The 24,507-nt window shown below is 40.1% G+C and carries 29 protein-coding genes; 9 read left to right on the top strand and 20 right to left on the bottom strand.

Annotated elements, in window-relative coordinates; all coding sequences use genetic code 11:
• Nucleotides 1-464: 464 nt before the first annotated feature.
• A complete protein-coding gene (gene tsaD, locus HLH18_RS12105) occupies nt 465-1,481 on the bottom strand; it encodes a tRNA (adenosine(37)-N6)-threonylcarbamoyltransferase complex transferase subunit TsaD (protein ID WP_131271241.1) in 1,017 nt (338 codons plus the stop codon).
• A gap of 145 nt (nt 1,482-1,626) precedes the next feature.
• On the opposite strand from tsaD, the gene rpsU reads away from it, so the two are divergent.
• Complete coding sequence (gene rpsU / locus HLH18_RS12100; RefSeq protein ID WP_001136722.1) at nt 1,627-1,842, top strand: 30S ribosomal protein S21; 216 nt, start codon at nt 1,627-1,629, stop codon at nt 1,840-1,842.
• 32 nt (nt 1,843-1,874) lie between these two features.
• Nucleotides 1,875-2,321 (top strand): GatB/YqeY domain-containing protein, encoded by a 447-nt coding sequence (locus tag HLH18_RS12095; protein ID WP_171547020.1) that lies wholly within the window; start codon nt 1,875-1,877, stop codon nt 2,319-2,321.
• Between the two features lie 73 nt (nt 2,322-2,394).
• Here the strand turns inward: HLH18_RS12095 and HLH18_RS12090 are convergent, their stop codons facing one another.
• From HLH18_RS12090 to HLH18_RS12025, 14 genes are all read right to left on the bottom strand, one after another.
• The gene (locus HLH18_RS12090) at nt 2,395-2,757 is read right to left on the bottom strand and encodes a hypothetical protein (RefSeq protein WP_171547019.1); all 363 of its coding nucleotides are present in this window, start codon (nt 2,755-2,757) and stop codon (nt 2,395-2,397) included.
• 81 nt (nt 2,758-2,838) lie between these two features.
• The gene (locus HLH18_RS12085) at nt 2,839-3,210 is read right to left on the bottom strand and encodes a GFA family protein (protein WP_171547018.1); all 372 of its coding nucleotides are present in this window, start codon (nt 3,208-3,210) and stop codon (nt 2,839-2,841) included.
• A 44-nt stretch (nt 3,211-3,254) separates the two neighbouring features.
• The gene (locus tag HLH18_RS12080; protein WP_214647336.1) at nt 3,255-4,694 is read right to left on the bottom strand and encodes a M48 family metalloprotease; all 1,440 of its coding nucleotides are present in this window, start codon (nt 4,692-4,694) and stop codon (nt 3,255-3,257) included.
• A gap of 85 nt (nt 4,695-4,779) precedes the next feature.
• Entirely contained in the window at nt 4,780-5,748 is a 969-nt protein-coding gene (locus HLH18_RS12075; protein WP_171547016.1) for a 2-hydroxyacid dehydrogenase, read from the bottom strand.
• Nucleotides 5,745-6,413 (bottom strand): hypothetical protein, encoded by a 669-nt coding sequence (locus tag HLH18_RS12070; RefSeq protein WP_171547015.1) that lies wholly within the window; start codon nt 6,411-6,413, stop codon nt 5,745-5,747. The genes HLH18_RS12075 and HLH18_RS12070 overlap by 4 nt, the downstream gene beginning before the upstream one ends.
• 115 nt (nt 6,414-6,528) lie before the next feature.
• Nucleotides 6,529-8,379 (bottom strand): M48 family metalloprotease, encoded by a 1,851-nt coding sequence (locus tag HLH18_RS12065; protein ID WP_171547033.1) that lies wholly within the window; start codon nt 8,377-8,379, stop codon nt 6,529-6,531.
• A 129-nt stretch (nt 8,380-8,508) separates the two neighbouring features.
• On the bottom strand, nt 8,509-10,047 hold the full coding sequence (purF, locus tag HLH18_RS12060) for an amidophosphoribosyltransferase (protein ID WP_171529810.1): 1,539 nt from the start codon (nt 10,045-10,047) through the stop codon (nt 8,509-8,511).
• Nucleotides 10,048-10,071: 24 nt separating this feature from the next.
• Nucleotides 10,072-10,659 (bottom strand): CvpA family protein, encoded by a 588-nt coding sequence (locus HLH18_RS12055; RefSeq protein WP_171547014.1) that lies wholly within the window; start codon nt 10,657-10,659, stop codon nt 10,072-10,074.
• On the bottom strand, nt 10,656-11,666 hold the full coding sequence (locus HLH18_RS12050) for a quinone-dependent dihydroorotate dehydrogenase (protein ID WP_171547013.1): 1,011 nt from the start codon (nt 11,664-11,666) through the stop codon (nt 10,656-10,658). The genes HLH18_RS12055 and HLH18_RS12050 overlap by 4 nt, the downstream gene beginning before the upstream one ends.
• 90 nt (nt 11,667-11,756) lie before the next feature.
• Entirely contained in the window at nt 11,757-12,236 is a 480-nt protein-coding gene (locus tag HLH18_RS12045; protein ID WP_171547012.1) for a type II secretion system protein M, read from the bottom strand.
• Nucleotides 12,236-13,375 (bottom strand): type II secretion system protein GspL, encoded by a 1,140-nt coding sequence (gene gspL / locus HLH18_RS12040; protein WP_171547011.1) that lies wholly within the window; start codon nt 13,373-13,375, stop codon nt 12,236-12,238. Before gspL ends, HLH18_RS12045 begins: the two co-directional genes overlap by 1 nt.
• Before the next feature lie 30 nt (nt 13,376-13,405).
• Nucleotides 13,406-13,861, bottom strand: coding sequence for a phosphohistidine phosphatase SixA (gene sixA, locus HLH18_RS12035; RefSeq protein ID WP_171547010.1), 456 nt, complete (start codon nt 13,859-13,861; stop codon nt 13,406-13,408).
• 76 nt (nt 13,862-13,937) lie between these two features.
• Nucleotides 13,938-15,011: an NAD(P)H-dependent glycerol-3-phosphate dehydrogenase gene (locus HLH18_RS12030; protein ID WP_171547009.1), complete on the bottom strand. Its 1,074-nt coding sequence runs from the start codon at nt 15,009-15,011 to the stop codon at nt 13,938-13,940.
• A 48-nt stretch (nt 15,012-15,059) separates the two neighbouring features.
• The gene (locus HLH18_RS12025; protein ID WP_171547008.1) at nt 15,060-15,635 is read right to left on the bottom strand and encodes a nitroreductase family protein; all 576 of its coding nucleotides are present in this window, start codon (nt 15,633-15,635) and stop codon (nt 15,060-15,062) included.
• A gap of 228 nt (nt 15,636-15,863) precedes the next feature.
• Here HLH18_RS12025 and HLH18_RS12020 point away from each other — a divergent pair, with 228 nt between their 5' ends.
• Nucleotides 15,864-16,244, top strand: a complete 381-nt coding sequence (locus HLH18_RS12020; protein ID WP_171547032.1) for a hypothetical protein — start codon at nt 15,864-15,866, stop codon at nt 16,242-16,244.
• A 115-nt stretch (nt 16,245-16,359) separates the two neighbouring features.
• Here the strand turns inward: HLH18_RS12020 and rhlB are convergent, their stop codons facing one another.
• Both rhlB and HLH18_RS12010 read right to left on the bottom strand, forming a co-directional pair.
• A complete protein-coding gene (gene rhlB / locus HLH18_RS12015; protein WP_131291099.1) occupies nt 16,360-17,511 on the bottom strand; it encodes an ATP-dependent RNA helicase RhlB in 1,152 nt (383 codons plus the stop codon).
• Nucleotides 17,512-17,609: 98 nt separating this feature from the next.
• Nucleotides 17,610-17,822 carry a cold-shock protein gene (locus tag HLH18_RS12010; RefSeq protein WP_004648643.1) on the bottom strand — a complete coding sequence of 71 codons (213 nt, stop codon included), beginning with the start codon at nt 17,820-17,822 and terminating at the stop codon, nt 17,610-17,612.
• Nucleotides 17,823-18,204: 382 nt separating this feature from the next.
• Between HLH18_RS12010 and HLH18_RS12005 the strand changes: the two genes are divergently transcribed.
• The 5 genes from HLH18_RS12005 (at nt 18,205) to HLH18_RS11985 (ending at nt 20,978) form a co-directional block, all read left to right on the top strand.
• Complete coding sequence (locus HLH18_RS12005; RefSeq protein WP_131291101.1) at nt 18,205-18,438, top strand: sulfurtransferase TusA family protein; 234 nt, start codon at nt 18,205-18,207, stop codon at nt 18,436-18,438.
• Between the two features lie 136 nt (nt 18,439-18,574).
• The gene (gene rpoH, locus HLH18_RS12000; protein ID WP_067723323.1) at nt 18,575-19,444 is read left to right on the top strand and encodes an RNA polymerase sigma factor RpoH; all 870 of its coding nucleotides are present in this window, start codon (nt 18,575-18,577) and stop codon (nt 19,442-19,444) included.
• 147 nt (nt 19,445-19,591) lie between these two features.
• On the top strand, nt 19,592-19,957 hold the full coding sequence (locus HLH18_RS11995; protein WP_171547007.1) for a DUF423 domain-containing protein: 366 nt from the start codon (nt 19,592-19,594) through the stop codon (nt 19,955-19,957).
• A gap of 25 nt (nt 19,958-19,982) precedes the next feature.
• The gene (gene thiS, locus HLH18_RS11990) at nt 19,983-20,180 is read left to right on the top strand and encodes a sulfur carrier protein ThiS (protein ID WP_171547031.1); all 198 of its coding nucleotides are present in this window, start codon (nt 19,983-19,985) and stop codon (nt 20,178-20,180) included.
• Between the two features lie 12 nt (nt 20,181-20,192).
• On the top strand, nt 20,193-20,978 hold the full coding sequence (locus HLH18_RS11985; protein WP_067723319.1) for a thiazole synthase: 786 nt from the start codon (nt 20,193-20,195) through the stop codon (nt 20,976-20,978).
• 62 nt (nt 20,979-21,040) lie between these two features.
• Here the strand turns inward: HLH18_RS11985 and HLH18_RS11980 are convergent, their stop codons facing one another.
• The 3 genes from HLH18_RS11980 to HLH18_RS11970 form a co-directional block, all read right to left on the bottom strand.
• Nucleotides 21,041-21,361 carry a putative quinol monooxygenase gene (locus HLH18_RS11980; protein ID WP_171547006.1) on the bottom strand — a complete coding sequence of 107 codons (321 nt, stop codon included), beginning with the start codon at nt 21,359-21,361 and terminating at the stop codon, nt 21,041-21,043.
• Between the two features lie 26 nt (nt 21,362-21,387).
• On the bottom strand, nt 21,388-21,969 hold the full coding sequence (locus HLH18_RS11975; RefSeq protein WP_171547005.1) for an NAD(P)H-dependent oxidoreductase: 582 nt from the start codon (nt 21,967-21,969) through the stop codon (nt 21,388-21,390).
• A gap of 189 nt (nt 21,970-22,158) precedes the next feature.
• Complete coding sequence (locus HLH18_RS11970) at nt 22,159-22,770, bottom strand: glutathione binding-like protein (protein ID WP_171547004.1); 612 nt, start codon at nt 22,768-22,770, stop codon at nt 22,159-22,161.
• A gap of 219 nt (nt 22,771-22,989) precedes the next feature.
• Between HLH18_RS11970 and HLH18_RS11965 the strand changes: the two genes are divergently transcribed.
• Nucleotides 22,990-24,438, top strand: a complete 1,449-nt coding sequence (locus HLH18_RS11965) for a SulP family inorganic anion transporter (protein WP_171547030.1) — start codon at nt 22,990-22,992, stop codon at nt 24,436-24,438.
• Nucleotides 24,439-24,507: the final 69 nt, after the last annotated feature.

The raw sequence follows: 24,507 nt of genomic DNA, 5'->3' as shown, positions 1-24,507 counted from the left end.
TTGTTCAGTGTCTATAAAAGTGTCTAAGGCCATAAACATAATGTCCATTTATAATAAATAATGGACACTATCGGGATATTGAGCAGATAAGAAAAGTGGGGTTCAGCGGACGCTTACTAAATACCGCCATTGAACTATCAATGATCGTTCACCCTAAAAGAGCAATTTCAAATTTAGAAATTGCTCTTTCTTATTGTCTAAAATCATTTTTCAACGTGTAGCACTATCATGGCTTTGTTCTACGAATTCAATTTACAGGCTGATTTAACTTTTATGATTTAACTCATAAAGAAGTCTATCTATCTCATAAACATACCAATGCAGCCATCCCCAAACTGGAATATCAGACATTGAAAAAACTCCAAAGCTATATTCAAGATAACAAAAAACTATTTAAAGCCATAAATGCTGAAACAAGCCAGATAAAAAAAGAGGCATTGCGCCTCTTTTTAAATCATCAAAACTTATGCTTCTGAAGGATTGGTCAATTCCGTCATCGGCCAACGCGGAGTCGTCGTCACCGACAAACCATCACACTGCCCTGCTTTTAAACGTTGATAACCAGCAAAAGCAATCATTGCGCCATTATCAGTACATAAGGCTGGTTCTGCATAATAAACTTGTGCTTGAATTTTGGCTAAATCTGCTTCCAAACGTTCACGTAAACGTTTATTGGCACTCACCCCACCTGCAATCACTAAACGCTTTAAACCTGTTTGTTTCAGCGCTTTAACAGACTTTTTCACCAAGGTATCCACCAAGGCTTCCTGGAATGAGGCTGCAATATCAGCTTCACGGTTTTGACCTTCAACTTTTTTTAATTGAATTGAAACCGCAGTTTTTAAACCACTGAAAGAAAAGTCCAAACCTTGATGCAACATTGGACGTGGGAAATCAAACGCTGTTGCGCTACCTTGCAACGCCAATTTAGAAATATTCGGTCCACCCGGATAGGCCAAGCCCATCATTTTCGCGACTTTATCAAAAGCCTCACCGGCTGCATCATCAATCGATTCGCCCAGCAATTCATATTGACCAATACCGTGCGCTGCCATGAGTTGGGTATGTCCGCCAGAGACCAATAAAGCGACAAACGGAAACTCTGGTGGTGTCGCCGATAATAAAGGTGCCAGCATATGACCTTCCATATGATGCACACCAATGGCCGGCTTATTGAGTGCAAATGCTAGGGTGCGACCGAATAATGCACCCGTCATTAATGCGCCCATCAAGCCTGGACCACGCGTATAGGCAATGGCATCAATTTGTGATTTTTTAATATTACTTTGTTCAAGTAACTGATTAATTAAAGGAATTAATTTTCTAACATGGTCGCGCGAAGCCAGTTCCGGAACAACACCACCATATTCTGCATGCAGTTTAATCTGACTATATAACACCTGTCCTATCAAGCCGACTTCACTGTCATAGAGTGCTAACCCAGTTTCATCACAAGAAGTTTCTAAGCCAAGAACGATCATTAAACTGCCTTTTACCCGTATCTAAATATTGCTAAAGCTATTATAGACTTGTGATATGAGATGTAAATGAGTAAAATACTGTCCTTCACTTGTGATCTAAGGCAATCCTGCCATAGATCTTATCCATAACTTATGAGGATTCTTCATGCCACAAGTTAAATTGAAAGAAGGCGAACCAGTAGACGTAGCCATCCGTCGTTTCAAACGTTCATGCGAAAAAGCTGGTGTTTTAGCTGACGTTCGTAAACGCGAATTCTACGAAAAACCAACTCAAGAACGTAAACGTAAAAAAGCTGCTGCAGTTAAACGCTACCAAAAGAAATTGGCGCGTGAATCTGTACGTACTACTCGCCTTTACTAATTAATTTGTGATTGACTGCCTGGACAAGATAAATGACTACTTTAAAAAACCAAATAACGGACGTTTTGAAAGCAACTATGCGTGCCAAAGAAATGTCGAAGTTAACGGTAATACGTGGTCTTCAGGCGGCAATTAAGCAAATCGAAATCGATGAGCGCAAAGAGCTTGACGATGCTCAAGTTCTTGCGGTCATTGAAAAGCAAATCAAACAACGTAAAGATTCGATTAAAGCCTACGAAGGCGCTAATCGACAAGACTTAGCTAGTAAGGAACAAGCCGAAATTGAAGTTATTTCTCAATTTCTACCAGCAGCTATGACTGAGGACGAGCTTGATTCTATCATTGCGCAGGCTATTACTGCTCAAGAAGCTACTAGCATGAAAGATATGGGTAAGGTGATGAATTCTCTGCGTCCGCTCATAGCCGGGCGCGCCGATCCTGCACAAGTTTCAGCTAAAATTAAAGCTAAACTTGCATAACCCCACTTCTAGATCATTCTTTCTTTAACGTTGAACTGCCTTTATTCAAAGACAGTTCAGGCGTATTCCCTTGTTATTTCAGATCACACTGAATATTATATTTTTTCAAAATCAGCATTTCTTTTGATAACATCACTTGATGAATCACATCCTGCTTGGTCATCTGTCTAAATTGACGGTCTAACGCATTCCTGTTTCGATCTGCCGCTTGATATAACTGCTCCACATAATTACCCACAATTCCACAGAATTGAACTTGCTGTTGTGGTGTAAAACTGCTTTGCTGGGCATCCAGACTGCTAAAAAAGTTTCTGGTTTCCTGCCTATATTGTTCAGAAATTTTCCCTACTGATGTTACATATTGCTCTACACTGGCCAAGGCAACATTTGATGTCGCGCACCCCATTAAAAAACAGGAAAATAATATTTTTTTCATCATTCAATCAATATTGTTCATCGTTAGAAATACAAATGCGACCTAAGATTATCATATACTTCAAGTTTTTAGATGTAGATTTTATTCATCAATATGCAGAAAAGATGGCTTGTATTGAATATAAGCTTGCTCTGTAGGTGCCGGCAGCAATTCACCCGAAGTTACCGTTCCTAAGCGTAAACGAATAATTTCAGGCAAATCCACCCGATAAGAATAAATTGGACTACCGCATTCCTGGCAAAAAACCCGTGTCTTATTCGGACTATGAAAATATTCTTTTAGAAATTTAATACCACTGCCAATTTCAAATTTGGATTTCTGCAAAGGACTATTCCAGCCAAAGATCGAACCTTGAGCCATTTGACAGTCTTTGCAGTAACATATGATGGTTTTTTCAATTTCACCATGATAACGATACTCCACCATTCCACATAAGCATTGACCTTCTATCATGCTTAACTCCTTTTTTATTATCATTGCAAAATAATCATCTGCGATTAGATTCTTAGCTGGCGCTCTTTTTGCATTTCATTAATGCGCATTTTTAGTTTTGCAGACAACAGCTCATTATTTTTGACCAAGCGTTGGGCATGCAATAATGATTTAATCGCATTTTCTTCCCAGCCGGACCAATATTCCACTTCTGCCCGATAACGCAATACATTTACCGTTCTAATTGGGGATTGCTGATCGATATTTGCAGCTTGCTGCATCAAGCGCCAAGCCTGAATATCACGAGGATTCTTATTGGAAAAACGCTGAACCAGATTTAATGCTTGTGCAGGTTGTTTTTGGCGAATATAGACTTCCGCCAGCTTGAAAGCCAAAGCTCGATTTTCGGGCATAATACGTGCAGCAGACTGAATCGCTTTATATGCCTCATCGGTTTTGTTTTGCCCCAAATAAATATCGGTTTGAATCAAAACCAACAAATTATTTAAGCGCTGCTGTGCCTTTGCCTGATCTAAAACTTGCTGAGCTAAAACATAGTCGCCTTGTTTGAGATAAAAAGCGGATAGAGCCAACTGCCCTGCAAAATTTTTACGATTGGCTAAAATCTGTAATTGCTGTTCAGTGGTCTGATTAGAAATTACCCGACTGTACCATTTCAGTATTTCAAAATCTTCATCATGCAAACTTGGTTTTACTCGGGGGAATTGATTTGCGCGTAAACGTGCTTCACTCATCCGTTCCGTACTTAAAGGATGGGTTAACCAAAAATCTGGCAAGAAACTAACCTTACTGGTTGATCGATCCATGACTTCAAAAAAGTCCGCCATACTTTGCGGACTATAACCCGCAGTATACATATATTGCATACCAATCCGGTCAGCTTCACGTTCCTGGTTACGGCTGTAATTCAACTGCTTATCCATTAACGCAGCTTGCGAACCCAACATCACCGCTGTACCCACATCACCATCCGCTTGTGAAGCAATCAGAGCACCCACCAAAAGCCCTGCTAAAGTCAATAAGCCCTGCCCCTTAAAGGCCTCTTGTGAGCGACTGTAATGACGTTGTGATACATGTGCAACTTCATGTGCCATTACCCCCGCTACTTCATCCATATTTCGGGCAGAAATCACCATCCCCGTGTTAATGGCAAACAGCCCGCCAGGCACAGCAAAAGCATTGATTTGAGGATCATTGATAATGACCAGACCTATAGGCTGCCCAAGCTGGGTTTGACTTAAAATATGGGAAAATACACCGAACAATTGATCTTCTAACCATGGATTTTGCAGCACAGGCATTTGTTTTTGAACTTCACGAAATACTTTTTCGCCAATCATTTTTTCTTTTTGTTGGTCAATTAAACCGACTCCACTGCCGATTTCAGGAACATTAAACTGTGGTGTTGAATTCATATTAGCACTGTGTGCCGGCCCCATAACTGAGACCAAACCAATACTGCAAGCTAATAGAAACCGTTTCAATGTTATATTCTCAAACTGCTTTTTTCAATTTATCAGACTATAACATTGAAAATTGGAGGGATTTGCAATGAAGTGTTATCAAATTTTAAGAAAATGAAGCATTCACCACAGAAAGTGGTGTTCGTCCTTCCAGTGCATCAACCAAATTACGATACGCCAGTTCAGCCATTTTTTTACGTGTTTCTGCAGTTGCAGAACCGACATGTGGCAAAGTTACCACATTATCTAAATTAAACAACTCTGATTCCTGTAAAGGCTCTTTTGCATAGACATCCAACCCGGCAGCAAAAATTTTACCTGCTTTTAAGGTTTCAATTAAGGCCTGCTCATCTATCACAGAACCACGAGCAATATTCACAAATACAGCATGCGACTGCATTTGATGAAACTCATGCTGCCCGATCAGTGCTTTAGATTCTGTATTTAAATCGACAGTGACCACGACAAAATCTGACTGTTGTAATAATTCATCCAAACCGCAATATCTTGCATTTAAGGGTTGTGCCAATTCCAGTTTTTCACGACGATTATGATACAAAATATTCATATTAAAGCCATAAAAGCCACGACGTGCCACAGCAGCACCAATATTACCCAGACCAATAATACCAAGGGTTTTACCAAAAATATCGCGTCCAAATTGAGCTTCAGCTGCTGTACGTTTCCATTGACCTTGCTTGGTCCATTGATCCAAATAAGGCACTTTACGCGCAGCACTCATCAACAAAGTAAACGCCAAATCGGCTGTAGTTTCTGTCAGTACATGCGGTGTGTTGGATAACCAGATTTTTTTCTGATTTAAATAAGCAAGATCGTAGTTGTCATAACCTACGCTAACACTGGAAATAATTTTAAGTTGCTGTGCGGTCGCCAAATTACTTTCATTAAGTAGACGCCCTGCACCAATCATGCCATCTGTATCTTTGACCTGTTCACGGATCTGCCGGTTAAGATCGCCCAATTTTGGATTAATGACTTCAACCTGATATTGAGTTTGTAAACGTTGCAGTATCTCTTGATCTAACTGACTAAAAACAATAACTTTCTTCTTCATGTAGCATCCATGTTTTGGTTGGTTTTTTGCATAAATTGCCATAAGCGTTTTTTTAATAATGGCTGATCCAGCATCTCTTGTAGACCAGCTAAATGCATACTTTTTGAATGATTAAAATAAGGACATTGCCCTAAAAAAATAATATTTTTATCCGCGCTAATGGCATCTATAAAACCTTGTACATAACTTTCCGCACCGCGACCATCCTGGAAATTCATTAAAGGAAATGGCCACTGCAATTCATAATATTTAGCGTGAAGGGCTTGCTGAATATTATTCCACAGGTGCTGTTGTTCAGCGCTAAGCTCAGTAGCATCAATCACGATGACACAATGTGGCAAACCAAAAGCCTGCAATTGAAAAGCAGCGATGTGTAGCGCAGGTCGTTCCTCAATAACTTGAGGCACAACTTCAGCTTGAACTTCTTTGACAGCCGGTGTTGGCGTTGGCAACTGTTCTGGTCGATCAAGCGTTTTAAGCTGTTCAGTTTTTGGCTGTGGTGATATGGGGGATTGAGCTTTAGCCACCACTATTTCGCTCAGATATTCGGGTGCAACTTGATCTCGCCAAATGGATGAAGACGGCATTTTTTGACACGCAGCACCCTTAGGAACCCAGATATCGATTCCTAATGTTGCCAGTATGTCACGCTGATGCCCTATCATCTTTTTTCATCACCCATTGAATGCTTGGTATTCTAACGAGATTACTTGTCTTTTGCTGATCTTTTATTAAAGATTAGTTTAATCATCACTCATCTATAATTTTATCGCAGCTTGTTTATACAATCATCAAACGATTTTTTTTCTGCATTTGTTCAATAATTTCATCCGTTTCAAAACCCAAACGCCAGTACAGCAATTCCAGAACATCCAGTTCATCCTGGGTAATAATACGGTCATTCCACAGGCACACTTCAGCAATACCTAAAATACTTAAACGGTCACGCAGTAGCAAGCCTGCGATATCATTTAAGATTTCTGCCAAATCAATTGGCTCATCTGAAATTTCGGTATACATCTCCTGTTCTTTTGCGGTCAGGACACGCTTGAGAATCTTTTCACGTACCTCCAGTTGATTCTGGCTATTGATTTGCTGCACATGCAACAAGGCATCTATCAGACGCACAATATGCGGTTTAACTTCTTCCAATGAAGTCGGTGTATGCAATGGCAGAAGATTCAACTCAAATTTCACATATTCAAGCAATAAGGCATCCAGCAGTCCAATTTCACCATCTTCTTGAATAATTCGCGCCAGCTTCATTAAAAACTGCCGTGCAATGGTGGCAGGCATTGCCCCAATATTTTTACAAGCTTCACGAAAAATAGAAATATGAACACGACCGTCTAAATTGAGTAATGAATCAACAATTGCCCGACTCACTTCCGCATCTGCAGGAATAAATTCACGATACTGTCGAATCATTAAAATCGACACCATTACTTCTCGCGAACCGGTTGCAGTCTGCAATGCTCGCTGTATTAATTCAGGGCGCCGCATATTATTTCGGATTTCTGGATTTAAAGGTTTAATCGCATCATTAATTGCAAAACTAATCGGTGATAAACGTAACAGCGGAAGCGGTTGGGGTGAACTCCACGGTGAATATATTTCACTATTCACTTCATCCAGTGACCGGAACAAACTAAATAGCGGCTGATTACGTAATTTTTTTAAATTTTCGAGCTGTAAATCCTGCACCAAACCTGGGTTCAGCTCATAAATACGCTGTTCAATACTAGGATGGATATTCATCCAGTTTTGTGGACTTAAAGAATTGGCAAAGCACATATGAGAAATGGATTCCGCATATTCACTGTGAATTTGAGAACCGGAATGATGCACATAAATTCTTAATAGCGTTTGCACATTGGCATCATTTTGTATGAGACGCCTGGTTTTTTGATCATTTTTAAATGTCCGGCCACCAAGCGAAATATATTTAATAAATCGGGTAATCAAAACACCCAGACTTCCAATCAACCAAATCACCCCACCCATCGCGACAAAAGAAGTGGCAAATTTATGCGTACGCGCTTGACCATGCTTGCTAAAGCCCAGTCTGGCAATTTTACTGCCCCACTGACTAAAAGTGGTGAGACTACTATAAAGAATTTTTAGACGGGTATTTTCTGCCGTTTCACCGGATAAAATTTTATTAAACTCATGGATTAACAAACCATAAAGTTCCAATTCATCTAAATTCTGTAATGCCCCCCAAGTCAGAATAATCACAATATCACGCGGATAAAAACCTGCCGTGAGGGCATTCACGCCCACTTCATTGGGAAGCACATAGACTGCGGGAGTATCAATTAAAAAGGTATCTGCCAATTGTTCAGTGATTTTGAGCGCAAGACTTTCTTCAGGAATACTTTCAATTAAGCTTAAGCGACGCGCACCCAACTGTTTTGCCAGCGAATGCCCACCGGAACGAAACACATAAAACTCGTACAGGACGGAAAGTGCCATCACACTCAGCAACAGCATGATTAAATAAGGGCTCAAAGCATGCAAAAAAACAGACTGAGTAGGATCAAGATAAAATACCCACAACCCCGCAATCGTATTTAAAATGAATAGTGTGAGCAACACCGCAAGCACACAAATACTCGCAGACCAAACCATATTTTTGTTTTGAATAAAAGAATAACCCGCACTATTCAATGTGAAGATCCTTTATCACCTTGTATTTGTTCACTCATCATAAATTAAAAAAGCGGGAAATTCCCGCTTTTCATAGAATTAAGAAGAATTTTATCCTTCCTTCACTCCAGTCAGATCAACCGATGCAGCATCAATATTCACATCAATATAACCACCGACGGCTTTTTTTGCAGAATCATTGCGTTTGCGCTCAAGCTCATCCAGATAAGCCGCATCAATTCCACCTGCCACATACACCCCATCAAAAACTGAACAATCAAATTCTTGGAGTGCGGGTACTTTACTGGTACGTACTGCGCCTTTTAAATCTTCCAAATCCTGGAAAATCAAACGGTCAGCACCAATAATTTCACGAATTTCTTCAACACTACGACCCGATGCAATCAGCTCATCTTTCGCTGGCATATCAATACCGTACACGTTTGGATATTTCACCATCGGTGCAGCTGAAGCAAAGAATACTTTCTTCGCACCGGCATCACGCGCCATCTGAATAATCTCGTTACAGGTCGTACCACGAACAATCGAGTCATCAACCAGCAAAACATTCTTGCCTTTAAACTCAAGTTCAACCGGGTTCAATTTTTGACGAACTGATTTTTCACGTTGTTTCTGACCCGGCATAATGAAAGTACGTCCGATATAACGGTTCTTCATAAAGCCTTCACGGAATTTAACGCCCAAGATATTGGCAAGTTCCAAAGCTGAAGTACGTGATGTATCTGGAATTGGAATCACCACATCAATATCGTGTTCTTCACCCCACTCACGCGAAATTTTATACGCGAGTTTTTCACCCATCTTCAAACGTGCTTTATAGACTGAAATGCCATCGATCGTTGCATCTGGACGTGCAAAATACACATATTCAAAGATACAAGGACGGTATTCAGGATTTTCCGCACATTGCTTGGTAAACATTTCACCTTCTGAAGTAATAAAGATTGCTTCACCTGGCTCAATATCACGTTCAACTTTAAAGCCTAAAGCAGTAATTGCCACTGATTCAGAAGCAATAATATATTCCATGCCTTTTTCAGTTTCACGCGAACCATAAATCAGTGGACGAATACCGTTTGGATCACGGAAGCCCACCAGACCATGTCCAGTGATCATTGCCACAACGCCATAAGCACCTTTACAACGCTCATGTACACGTGAAACCACCTGGAAAATATCTTCTGCAGTTGGATTTAACTTGCCACTTTTTTGCATTTCATGCGCAAAAACATTTAGAAGCACTTCAGAATCTGAATCGGTATTCATATGACGAAGATCTGTTTTAAACAAATCATCATGAATTTCTTCAGCGTTGGTCAAGTTACCGTTATGCGCCAAGGTAATACCATAAGGCGAGTTCACATAAAATGGCTGTGCTTCTGCACTGCTTGAAGAACCTGCAGTTGGGTAACGTACATGACCAATACCGTAATTACCTAGCAGTGCACGCATGTGACGCGTATGAAAGACGTCTCGTACCATACCGTTGTCTTTACGCAGGAACAAACGCCCTTCATGACAAGTTACTATTCCGGCTGCATCCTGACCACGATGCTGTAACATCGTTAATGCATCAAACAACATTTGGTTAACAGGTGATTTACCAGCTATACCAACTACTCCACACATAGCAACCTCGCAAACAAGCTAGGATTAATAAAAAGGATTATTTGTTGATTCATCTGTACGCGCTGCATGCTTTTGCGTTTTATCAGATGATGAGTCGGAAGATGTCGGCGCACCTTCATCGGACTTGATATGGTTGAGCGCTCCATGTGCGGCTTCTTTAGAAAGTTCAGCGACCCATGGCGCATAAGGGATCAGGAGTTGTACAAATTTAGATTGTTTCCAGTGCGGAGAACTTTCCACCCAGGGACCAATGCCCTGCATGGTAATGAGTACAATCATTAAGCCCTTTAAAGAGCCAAAAGCACCGCCTGCCAATCTGTTGAGGGGGCCAAGTTTTAGACTCTTTAATATCTTGTTGAGTAATGCGGTAATAACCCAGGTTAACACCACCATGATCAAGACAATAAATGCAAAAGCTGCAATTTTTTGTACTACTGGATCTCCACTGAGTGAGACCATCGAAGGTGCCAGGATGGTTGCGTATTTTGCACCTACGATCAGTGCAAAAATCCATCCTACCAAGTTCGCAAAGGCTGAAACCAATCCTTGTCGCAAACCGTTTAGCCCTCCAATGAGCAGAATAATCAGTATGAAGATATCCAGTGTATTCATGGTGTATTTAGCGCATCAACACAATCTTTAACCAGTGTTGGACCTGTATATATGAGGCCACTATAAATTTGTACAAGGCTTGCACCTGCCTGTTGTTTAGCAACCGCCTGCTCACCTGACAAAATACCGCCGACACCAATCAACGGAACTTGACCTTTCAATGCTTTTGAAAATGCTGCAAGACAAGCGGTACTTTTTTCAAATACTGGCGCACCAGACAAGCCACCGGCTTCATTACCATGCTTGAGATTTTCCACGCCTTCACGTGACAAAGTGGTATTGGTCACAATCAAACCATCAATTTTAAACTGGATCAATTGCTTTGCAATAAATTCGATATCTTCAGGGGTTAAATCTGGAGCAACTTTTAGCACCAAAGGTACATAATGCTGATGTTCTTCAGCCAGTTCAAGCTGACGCTTTCTTAACGTTTCCAGCAATTCTGTCAGTGCATCACCGCTTTGCAGGCTACGCAAGTTTTTGGTATTCGGTGATGAAATATTAACAGTGATATAAGAAGCGTAGTTATAGACTTTTTCAAGACAGATCAGATAATCATCGACTGCATTTTCAACCGGAGTATCGGCATTTTTGCCAATATTAATCCCCAAAATGCCTTTGAATTTTGCAGCTTTGACATTTTCAATCAGTTTGTCTACCCCGTCATTATTAAAACCCATACGGTTAATAATGGCTTTGGCTTCAGGTAAACGGAATAAACGGGGATGCGGATTGCCCGCTTGTGGACGCGGTGTAATGGTTCCAATTTCAATAAAACCAAACCCCAGTCCAGCCAAGGCATCAATATAAGCGCCATTTTTGTCTAAGCCGGCAGCCAAACCCACTGGATTGGGAAATTGAATCCCCATACAAGTGACTGGTTTAGAGGCAATACTTTGACGCATCATGCCCATGCGATGAGCTGATTTCAATAACGATAGTGTCAGCTCATGTGCACGCTCTGGTGCTAAAGAAAACAACAAAGGGCGGGCAAGAGAATACAACATATCTGTAAAAGTCTACTGCTTTTTAAGTCGCCATATTATAGGCATAGCTCATAGAAAACACCATGCTTAGCAGATCTTTATTTTTACCCATTATTGCACTGTCGCTGTTAATTTAATCCGACCTGCCTCAGAAATTAACTCTATTTTCTCAAGACTTAGTCCCATCTGAGCCAATTGGGTTAAAAAATTTGCCAAAATGGCGTAATTTTCATGCGCTGCCACAATTTGAATTTGTTCACCTGCTTGCTGTGATGCAACCGATAACCCTTGCTGCTGGGCAACACGTTGCACTTTATCTGCCGCACTTAACTGCAAATCATCGGCAGGTTTCATTGTCACGGCATTACTTTGCATCCAGACCATCATGTCTTTTAAATCATTGACCCGATTTTGCTGCTTGTTGGCCGCTGCATGCATAAACCAAAGTGCCGAGCCAATGGCCGCAACCAGAACAAAAATGGTGGTAAAAATCACCAGATAGCGTTCACGTACAGACAGCTGATCTAAGTAATCCGTGATTCTCTCTATCGATTGATCAATCGAGCTTTGCAGTTTTTCTGATGTTTTCATTATTGTATTTTCACCAATCCAATTGCACCAGTGCCATTCGGCTGAATATTGCCTAATTCAACTTTAAACCCTTGCTGATTCAGTTGTTGGGTTAAAGTTTGCAATGTCGTCGCAGAATTGGCTTTCAGCTCCATATTTAAAACTGAAGTATCGTAGTTGATACGATTGGCCACAATTTGATTTTGCATTAAAACTGGACCCACCCGGCTGAGTAACTGCAAGGCTTGAGTGTTGGCACTTTTATTTAAACGTACATGACTTTCAAACTGACTTTTTAAATTCTGTTCAGTGACACGACTACTCTGCCCAAACCAGTATTTATATTGGTCAATCGCTTGTAACGCAGTCTGATCTGCCACTTTTCTATATTTATACCAGCGTGTTGCATCATAGCTAAATTGAATCATTAAAGCCGCAAGTAACACCGCAGCACATGCTTTCCAATACCCTGCTACAGCAGTGCTATTTTTCGCTTTCGGCAAAATATTAAAAGGATGAGCTTTGGCTTTTTTTAAGACAGGAACTTCGTAATGAAAAGATTCAATCTGTTCATGCGTGAGCATGGCTTCAAGGCTTTGCATTTGTTCAGCAGTAAAATTACTAACTTTATAACGATGCCCTTGCTGCTGATAATCTAAAAAGAGCGCCAAATCATCAACCGAATTTCCCATAAATTCATTTTCACGAACCAGCAAACGCCCTGATACATTAGCAATGACGGTTTGACCTGCGTCAGGAATGGGTAAAATCATAAAATCTGGCAATAAGGAAATGACTTTGACCGGAATTAAGCTTAAGGCATGTTGTAGCATTTCCACTGTGCTATTTGCCACGCCCAAAATGACCAGCTGATCTGGATTTTGAAAATGATGCAATACCTTCATTGAATCAATGGGCAAAACTACAAATTCTTCTAATAGATATTTAACCCCATCCACACCCAATTTTTTATATTGTGATTTGGCTAAAGTCTGTTGCAGCATTTGCACATCACGGCTCGGAAAAAACACGATAGCTTCTTCGCCATGATGGGCTTGCGTCTCTTGAATCAAATGCTCAAGACTAGAGGCTGGATACCAGCTCTCTCCAGTCGACCATTGCCAAACCCCATTGGCTTCAGGCATCCATAAATACAACATTAATGTTTTTCTGCCGTTTTAATTAATATTTTATGTGTTTGGAATAAAACTTTTTAACTGTGTTGATAATCCAACAGCAATGACTGCTTGCTCGTAAATACGCGCTTCAGCCAGAGCATACGGATGGAACAACTCGGCTGTCAACAATGATGAAATATGCGCCACTACATTCATATGACACACCACAACAATCGACTCATAAGGCAACTGCGACAACCATTCAACTGCTGATTTCGCATCATCTTCAGGTTTAATCTTATTACACACTAGCACAGGTACATTTTGAAAATAATGTTGCAGATGCGCCAAAGTCTCTTGTGCACGCAATAAAGGACTCACCACAAATACATCGGGTTGAATCATATCCTTTAAATATTCTGCAGTTTGTTGCGCCTGCTTATGCCCTCGCTTGGTTAATGGACGTTTGTCATCATTTCCATTGGCCGCAGGAGAGGCTTCACCATGACGGACTAAAGTGAGTTGCATAAAATTTCCTTATTTTCAATATGCAGCAATTATAACCCAGCTTTATGACAGAGCTCATTTATTCAAATATTTGAAATCACACTTCATGGTGTGGCAAAACAAACTCCACATCACTACGATGCCCATTTTTCATCAGTGAAAGTGCAATGCTTAAAGGCGGTGCCCCCTCAAAAATGACATCATATAAAGCACTGGTAATTGGCATATACACATCTAATTCTGCTGAACGGCTGCGTACCTGCACAATGGTATTAATACCTTCGGCGGTTTGACCCAATTCTTTGGTGGCCTGTTCCAGACTTTTACCAGACCCCAAAGCAAAACCGACTTGGTAATTCCGGCTCAGTGGACTGCTACAGGTTGCAAATAAATCACCCACGCCTGACAAACCAAGAAAAGTCAGCGGATTGGCACCCAATTTCACTGCAAAACGACTCATTTCGGCTAGTGCGCGGGTTAAAATCATACTCTTGGTATTTTCACCCACTTTATAGGCAGCAGCCATACCCATTGCAACCGCATAGATATTTTTTAAAGCACCGCCCAATTCCACACCATGCACATCATCACTGGCAAACACACGGAATAATGCGCTGTGTAAAGCTTGCTGCACTGCATAACGCACCAGTTCAGACTGACTGGCAATCACCGTACCCGCGGGTTGTCCTGCCATAATCTCTTTGGCTAAATTCGGCCCAGAAAGTACACCATAAGGCACTTCAGGCAATTCTTCACGAATAATATCGCTCATAAAACTAAAGGTTTTTGCTTCAATGCCTTTGGTTAAAGAGATGACCGCCTGTGAAGTAATAAATGGCTTAATTTGTCTCAACACATCACGAAAAGAATGGCTTGGAATCGCCACTAAAATAATGTCACGATTACAAACAGCCGTTTCTAAATCGGTCACCGCCTTCAAACCGGGCTCTAACGTAAAATCGGGTAGATAACGTTTATTGACATGGGTTTGATTAATTTCAGCTGCGGCAACGTCATCACGAATCCAGATCATGGTATCGCAACCATTACGTACTGCTGTATTTGCCATCGCAGTACCGAAACTACCGCCACCTAAAACTGTTACACGTAACGCCGTTTTTTGATCAACTAAAACAGGTTCAACAAGATCCGAAAAATTCAACTCTGACATTATTTTTATATCTCAACTCAGTATTTAATGACTCAGTATTCAATAAAGTTATTTATTCCAATAACTCACATAATTTTGTGTATTTATTTCTGCACGTGCAGGAATTGCTTTTGCTGTAGTTCCAATATAAATAATTCCAGAAATTAAATCATCTTCTGCAAGACCTAAAGCCTGTTTAAATAAATTCGACTCGATCACTGCACCGCTTCGCCACATGGTTGAAAAACCCTGCACCTGTAGCGACAACAAAAAGTTTTGTATTGCCGCACCGGTACTTAAGGTTTGTTCAAAATTGGGAACTTTGAGATGTGGCTGAAATTGAGTTAAGGCCAAAACCAAAAGTGGTGCACGAAATGGATGGTTTTTAACCCGGTCTAACTGAGTCTGATCTGTTTCTCCCAAATCCGCCAAAGCTTTAGACAATAGTTCACCAAAAGCTTCACGTTGATCCGCTGAAATCACCACAAAACGGGTCGGCTTTAAACGGTGATGATCGGGTGCAGTCAATGCAGCCTGAAAAGCTTTTTCCAACTGTTCTGCATTTGGCGCAGGCTCAACTAAATGGCCAATCGACTGACGTTGATGAATATTAAAATGAACCATATCTACCGCTGAATCAGTCATTAACTTCTATATCTGTGTACTAAAATATTTCATTAAGATTAGCATATTCTTATTAAGATACTCTAGAGCAATTAGGCAATGCCCTCCACTCAATTGCAGCCTAATATGGGATGGCAATCACAGAGGAACCATATAAAACTGCATATTTCATACAAGTCTTTCAAAAAGCATCCAAAAAGTTATGCTCAAATGTTTTTTATTCTTTTTAAAACAAATCAGGGGAAAAAGATGAATAAAGTTTTTGTACTCTCTTCCACAGTTGCAGTTGCTCTTGCCTTAACTGCATGTACATCCAATCCAACGACATCACTAGCCATCCAAAAACAAAATAACCAGTATGAAGTGACCGGCGTAGGCAGAAGTAGTCTCATTTCTAAAAATAATGCGATTACTGCTGCCAACAATACCTGCGGCAAAAAGGCCACTCCAGTCGTGATTGATGAAAAAACTGAATACAATGGTGCTTTAAAAGGCGTTGTTGATGAAAAAACAGGACAAATGATTCAGGCTGCAACCAGCGTTCTGGGTACTATAGCAGGAAAAAGTGGCAGTCTGGCTCGGGATGATGACTACCAAACAGTTCTCACATTTACTTGCCGGGCAAACTAAATATCTAAATGATAATTTTATGTCATTACATCAACAAGATATGATGTTTTGAGCACACAAAGAAAAGCCGCTTATTTAAAGCGGCTTTTCTTTTACATTTTATTTAATATCAAAATTAACAATAACCTTCCATACGGGTTAAAGGTAATTTTTGACCAATGGCTTTTTCAATTTCTGGAAGATAGAACGCATCATCTTCAGACAAGAAACTGATACTGACACCCCGTGTACCAGCACGACCGGTACGACCGATACGGTGTACATAATCATCTGATTGTTCAGGCAAAGTAAAGTTTATCACATGTGAAACACCATCCACATGAATACCACGACCGGCAACATCGGTTGCAATCATAATATTATGTTGGCCATTTTTAAATTGATCGAGCATTTTGGTACGCTTGTCTTGTGCAATTTCACCAGACAACATCACGACTTTATAGCCATCTCTTTTTAAATGATCATACAGTTTACGCACCTGATCACGACGATTCGCAAAAATCATGACTTTTTCAATCGGTTCATCGCGTAAAATTTCTTGCAACAATTTATACTTATCTGTTTTTGCAACCATGTAAACACGTTGTTCAACATCTGCATTGGTTTTCTTTTCTGGCTCAATTTCAACAGTCACTGGTTCAAATAGCCATTGTTGCGCCAAATTTAAAACATCATAGCTAAAGGTTGCAGAGAACATGAGCGTTTGACGTTGTTCTTTACGCGGTGAATAACGCACAATTCGTTTAACTGAAGGAATGAAGCCCATATCCAGCATACGGTCTGCTTCATCAATCACTAAAAATTCGATTTGATCCAGCCACACTTCTTTTTGTTCAACAAAGTCAATTAAACGACCGGGTGTCGCCACAATAATATCGACAAATTGTTTATCAAGTTGTGCTTTTTGCTTATCAAAATCAACACCCCCCAACAAGGTAACCACATGCAAATCGGTAAATTTGGTTAACTCTTTAGCATCACTTTCAATTTGTAAAGCCAACTCACGTGTTGGAGCAAGAATTAACGCACGTGCTTCCCCACGAAAGCGTTGTTCTTTAATCGGATTATTGAGCAAATCATTAATGACACTAACAAGGAAAGCGGCTGTTTTCCCGGTACCTGTCTGTGCACGACCAATGGCATCGTGTCCAGCCAAAGTGAATTTTAAAACCTTTTCCTGAATCGGTGTCATTTCTTTGAAACCTAAAGCATCAATAGCTTGTTTAAGTTTCGGATGTAAATTTAAGGTTTCAAAACCAGATGACATATAAATGCGCTCTAACTTAATAATCAGGAAAATTGTAGCCTATTATAAACAAAAACGCCCCAAATTACATTGGGGCGTTCTCATGAATAATCAGGCGATTAGTCTAAAGGTTGTACTTCTTCAGCTTGGAAGCCTTTTTGACCTTTAACTACGCTGAATTCAACACGTTGGCCGTCACGAAGTGAACGGTGACCGTCACCTTGGATAGCGCGGAAATGAACGAATACGTCGTCGCCGCCGTTACGTTGAATAAAGCCGAAGCCTTTAGTGTCGTTGAACCATTTAACTACGCCTTGTTCACGAGCTGTCATAAGTTAATCCTCATTGTATTTAATAGAAGGACCACCCGGTGTTGCAAACAGCAGAGTAAACAAGGTTTAAAAATATTTATTATTTCTAAGCTTGTAATCATTCTGTATTACTATTAACAAAATCCCGGTTACATCCATTTTAATATTCAACTTTAAGACAAATTTAACAGTGTCATTAATTTGAATACGCGACGAGCTTACCACGGGTTTATAACAATTCATACTGTTTTTTTTGAATAATTTTCCTTTTGATTGAGTTTTATTTTACTAATTATTTATCTATTTTATATCAGTACTTTTTATGTTGAGATTATATAATTTCATTTAGCTTTGGCACTAAATTTGCTAACATTTCAGAACGTTTTGTCAGAAATTTAATGAGATGAATGATCTAGCCAATCCAGCGATTATCATAGATGCAATGGGCAAACCCTGCCCCATGCCATTATTGATGCTTAAGCGAGCGATCAAGAATAAATCAGATCATCTATTTTTATTAAAATCTTCAGATCCACATAGTCAGCAAGATGTAACTCGCTATTGCCAAATGCATCAATTGAAATGCAATATGACAAAAATAACTGATACTGAATATCACTACTTAATTGAATCTTAATTGTTTTCAATTAAACTAGAACTTTTCAAATTTGCATAAAAAATTACATTTCTCTACCCAATATTCCTTATTTCAGGAAAATATTGGATTAAGATAAAATTTAAGTGGTTATGTCATCCATTCTGAAGGAGAACACATGAGTGACAGCAGCAATCAATTGATGCCCCTGTCATTATCGGCGCCAGGGGTAAATCTCGGTGCTTATATAAGTACTGTCAATCAGATTCCTATTTTAACGGCTGAACAAGAAAAAGAGTTAGCTGAACGGTATTATTACGACCAAGATTTAGACGCTGCAAAAATGCTGGTCATGTCTCATTTGCGTTTTGTGGTCCATATTGCCCGTAGTTATGCCGGCTATGGTTTGCCACAGGGCGACCTGATTCAAGAAGGCAACCTCGGCTTAATGAAAGCGGTTAAACGTTTTGACCCGAATATGGGTGTGCGTCTGGTCTCTTTTGCCGTGCATTGGATTAAAGCTGAAATTCATGAATATGTGATTCGTAACTGGCGTATTGTTAAAATTGCGACCACCAAAGCACAACGTAAACTCTTCTTTAACTTACGTAGCTTAAAAAAATCGAGTAAAAAGCTGACACTCGAAGAAGCAAAATCGATTGCCAATGACTTGAATGTGACACCAGAACAAGTCCTGGAAATGGAAGGCCGTTTAACCGCATACGATGCAGCATTTGAAGCTCAGGGTGATGACGATGATGAAGGTTCAACTCATGTCGCACCGGCTTTATATTTAGAAGATAATCGTTACGATCCAGCACGTTTAGCTGAAGAAGAAGACTACGAGCAACAAAGTACTTCTGCCCTGCATAGTGCAATGGATCAGCTGGATGATCGTTCGCGCAACATTTTGCAGCGCCGTTGGCTAGATGATGAAAAATCAACGCTGCATGAATTGGCAGCTGAATATAATGTGTCTGCGGAACGTATTCGTCAGTTAGAAAAAAATGCCATGGAAAAAATTAAAGTGGCCATGTCTTCCAACTAGATGACCGAACATATGCAAGGTATTTTGAAAAAAGGGCCAAGTGCTCTTTTTTCATATGCAGGCTGCAGTAATGTTGCTTTTTGCCTTCCGTGCAAGTACCAGAATATGCTAAGTTATGGGGCAAATTTACTCAGGTAGTCATTGCTTATGTGGATTGCAATTTCAGCCCTCAATTTAGCTTTTGCTGTCATGCTTGGTGCTTTTGGTGCACATGGCTTAAAAACACGTGCAACAGAAGCTCAATTGGCGTGGTGGCATACCGCAACTGATTATTTTTTCTATCATGCGCTTGGACTTTTGGCGCTGGCCATTTTAGCCAGAGTCATTCCCCAACTTCCCATTAAAGCCAGTTTTATCCTGATTCAGGTCGGTATTTTCTTTTTCTGTGGTTCACTCTATGTCATGGCCTTAGGCCTACCCCGCGGTTTAGGAGCAATTACCCCTATTGGCGGCGCTTTAATGATTGCAGGGTGGCTGGTACTGGCGTGGAATGCATGGAAATACGCAAAATAAAGTTAAGGAACAGGGAGAAATGACTATGCATATTTATTTAAATGGCGAATCGAAAAATACCTCATGTACTAATTTATTAGAATTGATTCAAGAATTAGCCTTGGAAGGCAAACGATTTGCTGTAGAACAGAATGAAATGATCATTTCCAAAAGCAAATTGGCATACACCCCGATTTGCGCTGAAGATCATATCGAAATTATTCATGCCGTCGGTGGCGGCTAATTCGGAGCTCCCATGGAAGATACCCCGCTTATAATTGGTTCTCGTACATTTAATTCACGCTTATTGGTCGGTACAGGTAAATATAAAGATTTAACTGAAACCGATTTAGCCATTCAAGCCAGCGGTGCAGAGATTGTCACGGTTGCAATTCGTCGTGTGAACATTGGACAACATCCTGACCAGCCGAATTTGCTTTCTGTTGTGCCACCTGAAAAATATACCATTCTGCCAAATACAGCAGGTTGTTTTGATGCCAACAGTGCTATTCGTACCTGTATGCTTGCACGTGAACTTCTGGATGGTCACAACCTGGTTAAACTGGAAGTGCTGGGTGATGAAAAAACACTTTACCCGAATATCACTGAAACCTTAAAAGCAGCACGTACTTTAATTGACGATGGCTTTGAAATCATGGTCTACACCTCGGATGACCCGATTGTGGCTCAAGAGTTAGAAAGCATGGGCTGTGTTGCGATTATGCCTTTAGGTAGCCTGATTGGTTCAGGGTTAGGTATTTTAAATCCGCACACCATTTCTATTATTAAAGAAAATGCCAAAGTTCCTGTATTGGTCGATGCTGGGGTGGGTACAGCCAGTGATGCTGCTATAGCGATGGAACTGGGTTGTGACGGCGTACTGATGAATACTGCAATTGCTGCTGCACAAAATCCAATCTTAATGGCTTCTGCGATGAAAAAAGCCGTTGAAGCTGGACGTGAAGCATTTCTTGCAGGCCGTATGCCCCGTAAACGCATGGCCAATGCCAGTTCACCTGAAACCGGTTATTTCTTTAAATAAAGTTAAAGTCATTAAAAAAGGACTCAAATGAGTCCTTTTTTTATATTTCAAGAAAAATATACTTAACTACTTAAACCATTTTGCATAATCCGGATTTTAACATTCAGTACATCATCTTTAACTTGTTGCTGATACGCTTTCATATGAGGTGTCTGTAAATGAGCATTCAAGTGTTCAAGACTTTGCCAATGTTCCAACATGGTAATTACATCAGGTGATTTAGCCTGATAATCAACATTCGATTCATGATCAACCAGTAACTCATAACCGTAACAGCCATCTTCCTGCAACACCACAGGTGTTATTTTTCTAAATGCGTTTAACACATTTTCACGATGTTGGGCACCTGATCGAATCTGGATATCTGCAATAATAACCAACATAGTTTTCTCCTTAAACACCTTATTCATTAAGCAAAAACATCCATCAGATGTTGACGATATTTATGTTCATATTCAGCGATATTGGGCATTTTTATCACATCATTGACGATGAAGGTGTCTAAACTTTTCATTCCTAAAAATTGATTGGCTTTATGGAATGGCAGATATACACCATCAACTCCAACCCCATGAAAAAATTGGTCGGTGTCATTAAACGCTTCAATGGGTGCATTCCAGGTTAACGATAACATATATTTTTTATCGTGAATGAGCCCACCTGAACCATATTTTTTCGATGCATCCGAACGGAATCGACCATCACTGGCATATAAAGTTCCATGCCCTTGGGTAAAAATATCATCAATATATTTTTTGACTGTCCAAGGTGCACCCATCCACCAGCCCGGCATTTGATAAATAATAACATCCGCCCATACATATTTTTGAAGTTCTTCCTGAATTTCATAGTCGCTGTCTGCACGAGAAATTTTAATGCGATGACCCAATTCGCTAAGCACAGTATTTGCTAACTCAGTCAACGTATCATTTAATTCGCCATTCGAGTGTGCAAATTGCTTGGCACCATTCACAATCAGGATATTACTCATTTATTCGCCTTTGATGATTTGTTTTCAGTGACCAATATACCCAACTATTTTATTGCTAAAAATTCATGGATTTACAAAATACTATTGATAAAAAATCAACAATAGAATTCTCTAATCATTCAATATTTCACAATTTGAACACCCAAGAAAAAAGCACCTGAGGGTGCTTTTTCAAATCAATGCAAAAAATTAAGGGATTAAACCTTCATCACGCATCGCGATTTGTACGGATTGACGTTCTGCCACTTTATTGCGCAAGGCAATAATATTGTTATACGGCGTGAGATCATGTCCAATACCATTTGACCAATTGGTTAACACAAATAAATAGGCATCTGCTGGACCAAAATTATCATCAACTAAATAATCGTTATCAGACTCAGCAATGGCTTTTTCAATATAGACAAGCAAACGGTCAATTTCTGCATACGCTTTTTCTTTCGCCTCATCCGACAATGATGCACCGAAAAATACCGCATAAGCGTCATGTAATTCAGAGTTCAAGTAACCCAACCATTCAAGAACTTTGGCACGCCCTAAACCTGATGGTGGAATTAAATCTTGTTTGGGATCATGTTGTGCAAGAAACGGTAAAATAGCCACATTTTCAGTCAGAATCAAACCGGGATTAATTTCTAAAGCTGGAACATAGCCCTTTGGATTAATTGCGTAATAATCAGCACCTTTTTCTGTTTTATGAGTTTTTAAATTTACACGCTCTAAATCAAAATCGACATTAATTTCATTTAAAATAATATGTGATGCTAGTGAACACGCGCCCGGGGCGTAATAGAGCTTCATATCTGATCCTTGTTATTTAACTATTAACTGTTTTAAATCTCTTCTAACAAACTTTCAAGTGATCGTACCTGTAAATTGCAAAAAAGCATCAATACGTAAAAAACCTTTACCTTTAGAATATTTTCCAAAATCCAATATTTTTCAAGTCAATCTGATGTGCTTTTTTCTATAAAACTGTTTTAACATACCCGGCTTTAAAGTTTGATGAAAATTAGCCTTGTGATTAGCCTTAAAAAAGAAGAATGGTTTTCCAATATCCGCACTGACGTATTAGCCGGTCTGGTCGTGGGTTTAGCCCTCATCCCCGAGTCAATTGCCTTTTCAGCCATTGCTGGTGTCGATCCGCAAGTCGGTCTATATGCGTCATTTTGTATAGCCGTCACCATTGCTTTCTTTGGTGGTCGTACTGCCATGATTTCTGCGGCTACCGGTGCCATGGCTTTGTTGATGATCACTTTAGTCAAAGATTATGGCTTGCAGTATTTACTCGCAGCAACCGTTTTGACCGGAATCATTCAAGTGATTGCGGGGTATTTTAAAGTTGCCAAACTGATGCGCTTTGTATCGCAGTCCGTAGTCTATGGTTTTTTAAATGCGTTGGCGATTTTAATTTTTGTGGCTCAACTTCCTGAAATAGGCAAGATGGATAGCTTAGGCTATTTATTTATGGCGATTGGCTTAGTTATTATTTACCTGTTCCCATACATTCCCAGAATTGGTAAAGCGATTCCCTCACCTTTAATTTGCATTGTGGTTCTTAGTCTTTTAGCCATAGTACTTGGCGGCGATATGCGTACCGTCAGTGATTTGGGACAATTCCCCGATACCTTACCCATTTTCCTGATTCCAGAAATCCCTTTTAATTTTGAAACCTTGAAAATTATCTTTCCTTATTCCATCACACTCGCGACCGTGGGTTTATTAGAAACCATGATGACCACCACAGTGATTAATGAAGTTACCGGAACTGAAGGTGATCGACATCAGGAATGCCGTGGCCAGGGTTATGCCAACATTGTCAGCGGTTTTATGGGCGGTATGGCGGGTTGCGCCATGATTGGTCAATCCATTATTAACGTATCATCTGGTGCACGTACACGTTTATCTACCTTAGTTGCAGGTGTGTTTTTACTGTGTTTGGTGGTGTTTCTGAAAGACTGGCTGGCGTATGTACCTATGGCAGCATTAGTTGCGATTATGATTATGGTGTCTTTTACCACCTTCCAATGGGGCTCTGTCAAACAGTTCCACAAGCATCCTGCTTCATTTAATGTGGTGATGATCGCAGTCGTTATTGTGGTATTGACCACCCATAATCTTGCATTAGGGGTTTTTATTGGTGTGCTACTGTCTGCATTATTCATCATCAATAAACTCGAAAGTGAAGTAAAAGTCAGCTCCGTATTAGTCAATGAATCAACACGTCGTTTCACGATTTCAGGACAAATTTTCTTTAGCAGTTCAGATAAATTTTTCCAGTTTTTTGACTTTAAAGAAACCATCTCTAAGGTTGAGATTGATCTCACCCATGCACATATCTGGGACATTACTTCAGTGAATATGCTGAACACTGTGGTACAGAAATTTAAAGATCAAAATATTCAAGTCGAAATTATGGGATTAAATGAGGCGAGTAGCACTTTAATTGATCGCTATAATCCACTTTAACTTTTGATTAAAATAACAGTGAACTCATGGCTGCTATCGTTCCTAGATTTCCAATATGATGGCAGCCGG

This window comes from Acinetobacter sp. ANC 5414, assembly GCF_013004295.1.
GTDB lineage: Bacteria > Pseudomonadota > Gammaproteobacteria > Pseudomonadales > Moraxellaceae > Acinetobacter.
The sequence above is the reverse complement of the archived record's forward strand: the minus strand, read 5'-3'. Positions and strand labels throughout refer to the sequence as shown.

What these genes read in the sequence shown, in the direction of transcription:
- HLH18_RS11980 (WP_171547006.1), bottom strand. Translation starts at nt 21,361, where the DNA reads ATGTTGGTTATTATTGCAGATATCCAGATTCGATCAGGTGCCCAACAT.
- HLH18_RS12050 (WP_171547013.1), bottom strand. Translation starts at nt 11,666, where the DNA reads ATGTTGTATTCTCTTGCCCGCCCTTTGTTGTTTTCTTTAGCACCAGAG.
- HLH18_RS12020 (WP_171547032.1), top strand. Translation starts at nt 15,864, where the DNA reads ATGAATAAAGTTTTTGTACTCTCTTCCACAGTTGCAGTTGCTCTTGCC.
- HLH18_RS11985 (WP_067723319.1), top strand. Translation starts at nt 20,193, where the DNA reads ATGGAAGATACCCCGCTTATAATTGGTTCTCGTACATTTAATTCACGC.
- tsaD (WP_131271241.1), bottom strand. Translation starts at nt 1,481, where the DNA reads ATGATCGTTCTTGGCTTAGAAACTTCTTGTGATGAAACTGGGTTAGCA.
- rpsU (WP_001136722.1), top strand. Translation starts at nt 1,627, where the DNA reads ATGCCACAAGTTAAATTGAAAGAAGGCGAACCAGTAGACGTAGCCATC.
- HLH18_RS11975 (WP_171547005.1), bottom strand. Translation starts at nt 21,969, where the DNA reads ATGAGTAATATCCTGATTGTGAATGGTGCCAAGCAATTTGCACACTCG.
- HLH18_RS12025 (WP_171547008.1), bottom strand. Translation starts at nt 15,635, where the DNA reads ATGACTGATTCAGCGGTAGATATGGTTCATTTTAATATTCATCAACGT.
- HLH18_RS12065 (WP_171547033.1), bottom strand. Translation starts at nt 8,379, where the DNA reads ATGGTTTGGTCTGCGAGTATTTGTGTGCTTGCGGTGTTGCTCACACTA.
- HLH18_RS12085 (WP_171547018.1), bottom strand. Translation starts at nt 3,210, where the DNA reads ATGATAGAAGGTCAATGCTTATGTGGAATGGTGGAGTATCGTTATCAT.
- HLH18_RS12095 (WP_171547020.1), top strand. Translation starts at nt 1,875, where the DNA reads ATGACTACTTTAAAAAACCAAATAACGGACGTTTTGAAAGCAACTATG.
- gspL (WP_171547011.1), bottom strand. Translation starts at nt 13,375, where the DNA reads ATGTTGTATTTATGGATGCCTGAAGCCAATGGGGTTTGGCAATGGTCG.
- HLH18_RS11970 (WP_171547004.1), bottom strand. Translation starts at nt 22,770, where the DNA reads ATGAAGCTCTATTACGCCCCGGGCGCGTGTTCACTAGCATCACATATT.
- HLH18_RS12010 (WP_004648643.1), bottom strand. Translation starts at nt 17,822, where the DNA reads ATGACAGCTCGTGAACAAGGCGTAGTTAAATGGTTCAACGACACTAAA.
- HLH18_RS12045 (WP_171547012.1), bottom strand. Translation starts at nt 12,236, where the DNA reads ATGAAAACATCAGAAAAACTGCAAAGCTCGATTGATCAATCGATAGAG.
- HLH18_RS12070 (WP_171547015.1), bottom strand. Translation starts at nt 6,413, where the DNA reads ATGATAGGGCATCAGCGTGACATACTGGCAACATTAGGAATCGATATC.
- HLH18_RS12090 (WP_171547019.1), bottom strand. Translation starts at nt 2,757, where the DNA reads ATGAAAAAAATATTATTTTCCTGTTTTTTAATGGGGTGCGCGACATCA.
- rpoH (WP_067723323.1), top strand. Translation starts at nt 18,575, where the DNA reads ATGAGTGACAGCAGCAATCAATTGATGCCCCTGTCATTATCGGCGCCA.
- HLH18_RS12030 (WP_171547009.1), bottom strand. Translation starts at nt 15,011, where the DNA reads ATGTCAGAGTTGAATTTTTCGGATCTTGTTGAACCTGTTTTAGTTGAT.
- thiS (WP_171547031.1), top strand. Translation starts at nt 19,983, where the DNA reads ATGCATATTTATTTAAATGGCGAATCGAAAAATACCTCATGTACTAAT.
- HLH18_RS12075 (WP_171547016.1), bottom strand. Translation starts at nt 5,748, where the DNA reads ATGAAGAAGAAAGTTATTGTTTTTAGTCAGTTAGATCAAGAGATACTG.
- HLH18_RS11995 (WP_171547007.1), top strand. Translation starts at nt 19,592, where the DNA reads ATGTGGATTGCAATTTCAGCCCTCAATTTAGCTTTTGCTGTCATGCTT.
- HLH18_RS12005 (WP_131291101.1), top strand. Translation starts at nt 18,205, where the DNA reads ATGAATGATCTAGCCAATCCAGCGATTATCATAGATGCAATGGGCAAA.
- sixA (WP_171547010.1), bottom strand. Translation starts at nt 13,861, where the DNA reads ATGCAACTCACTTTAGTCCGTCATGGTGAAGCCTCTCCTGCGGCCAAT.
- HLH18_RS12055 (WP_171547014.1), bottom strand. Translation starts at nt 10,659, where the DNA reads ATGAATACACTGGATATCTTCATACTGATTATTCTGCTCATTGGAGGG.
- rhlB (WP_131291099.1), bottom strand. Translation starts at nt 17,511, where the DNA reads ATGTCATCTGGTTTTGAAACCTTAAATTTACATCCGAAACTTAAACAA.
- purF (WP_171529810.1), bottom strand. Translation starts at nt 10,047, where the DNA reads ATGTGTGGAGTAGTTGGTATAGCTGGTAAATCACCTGTTAACCAAATG.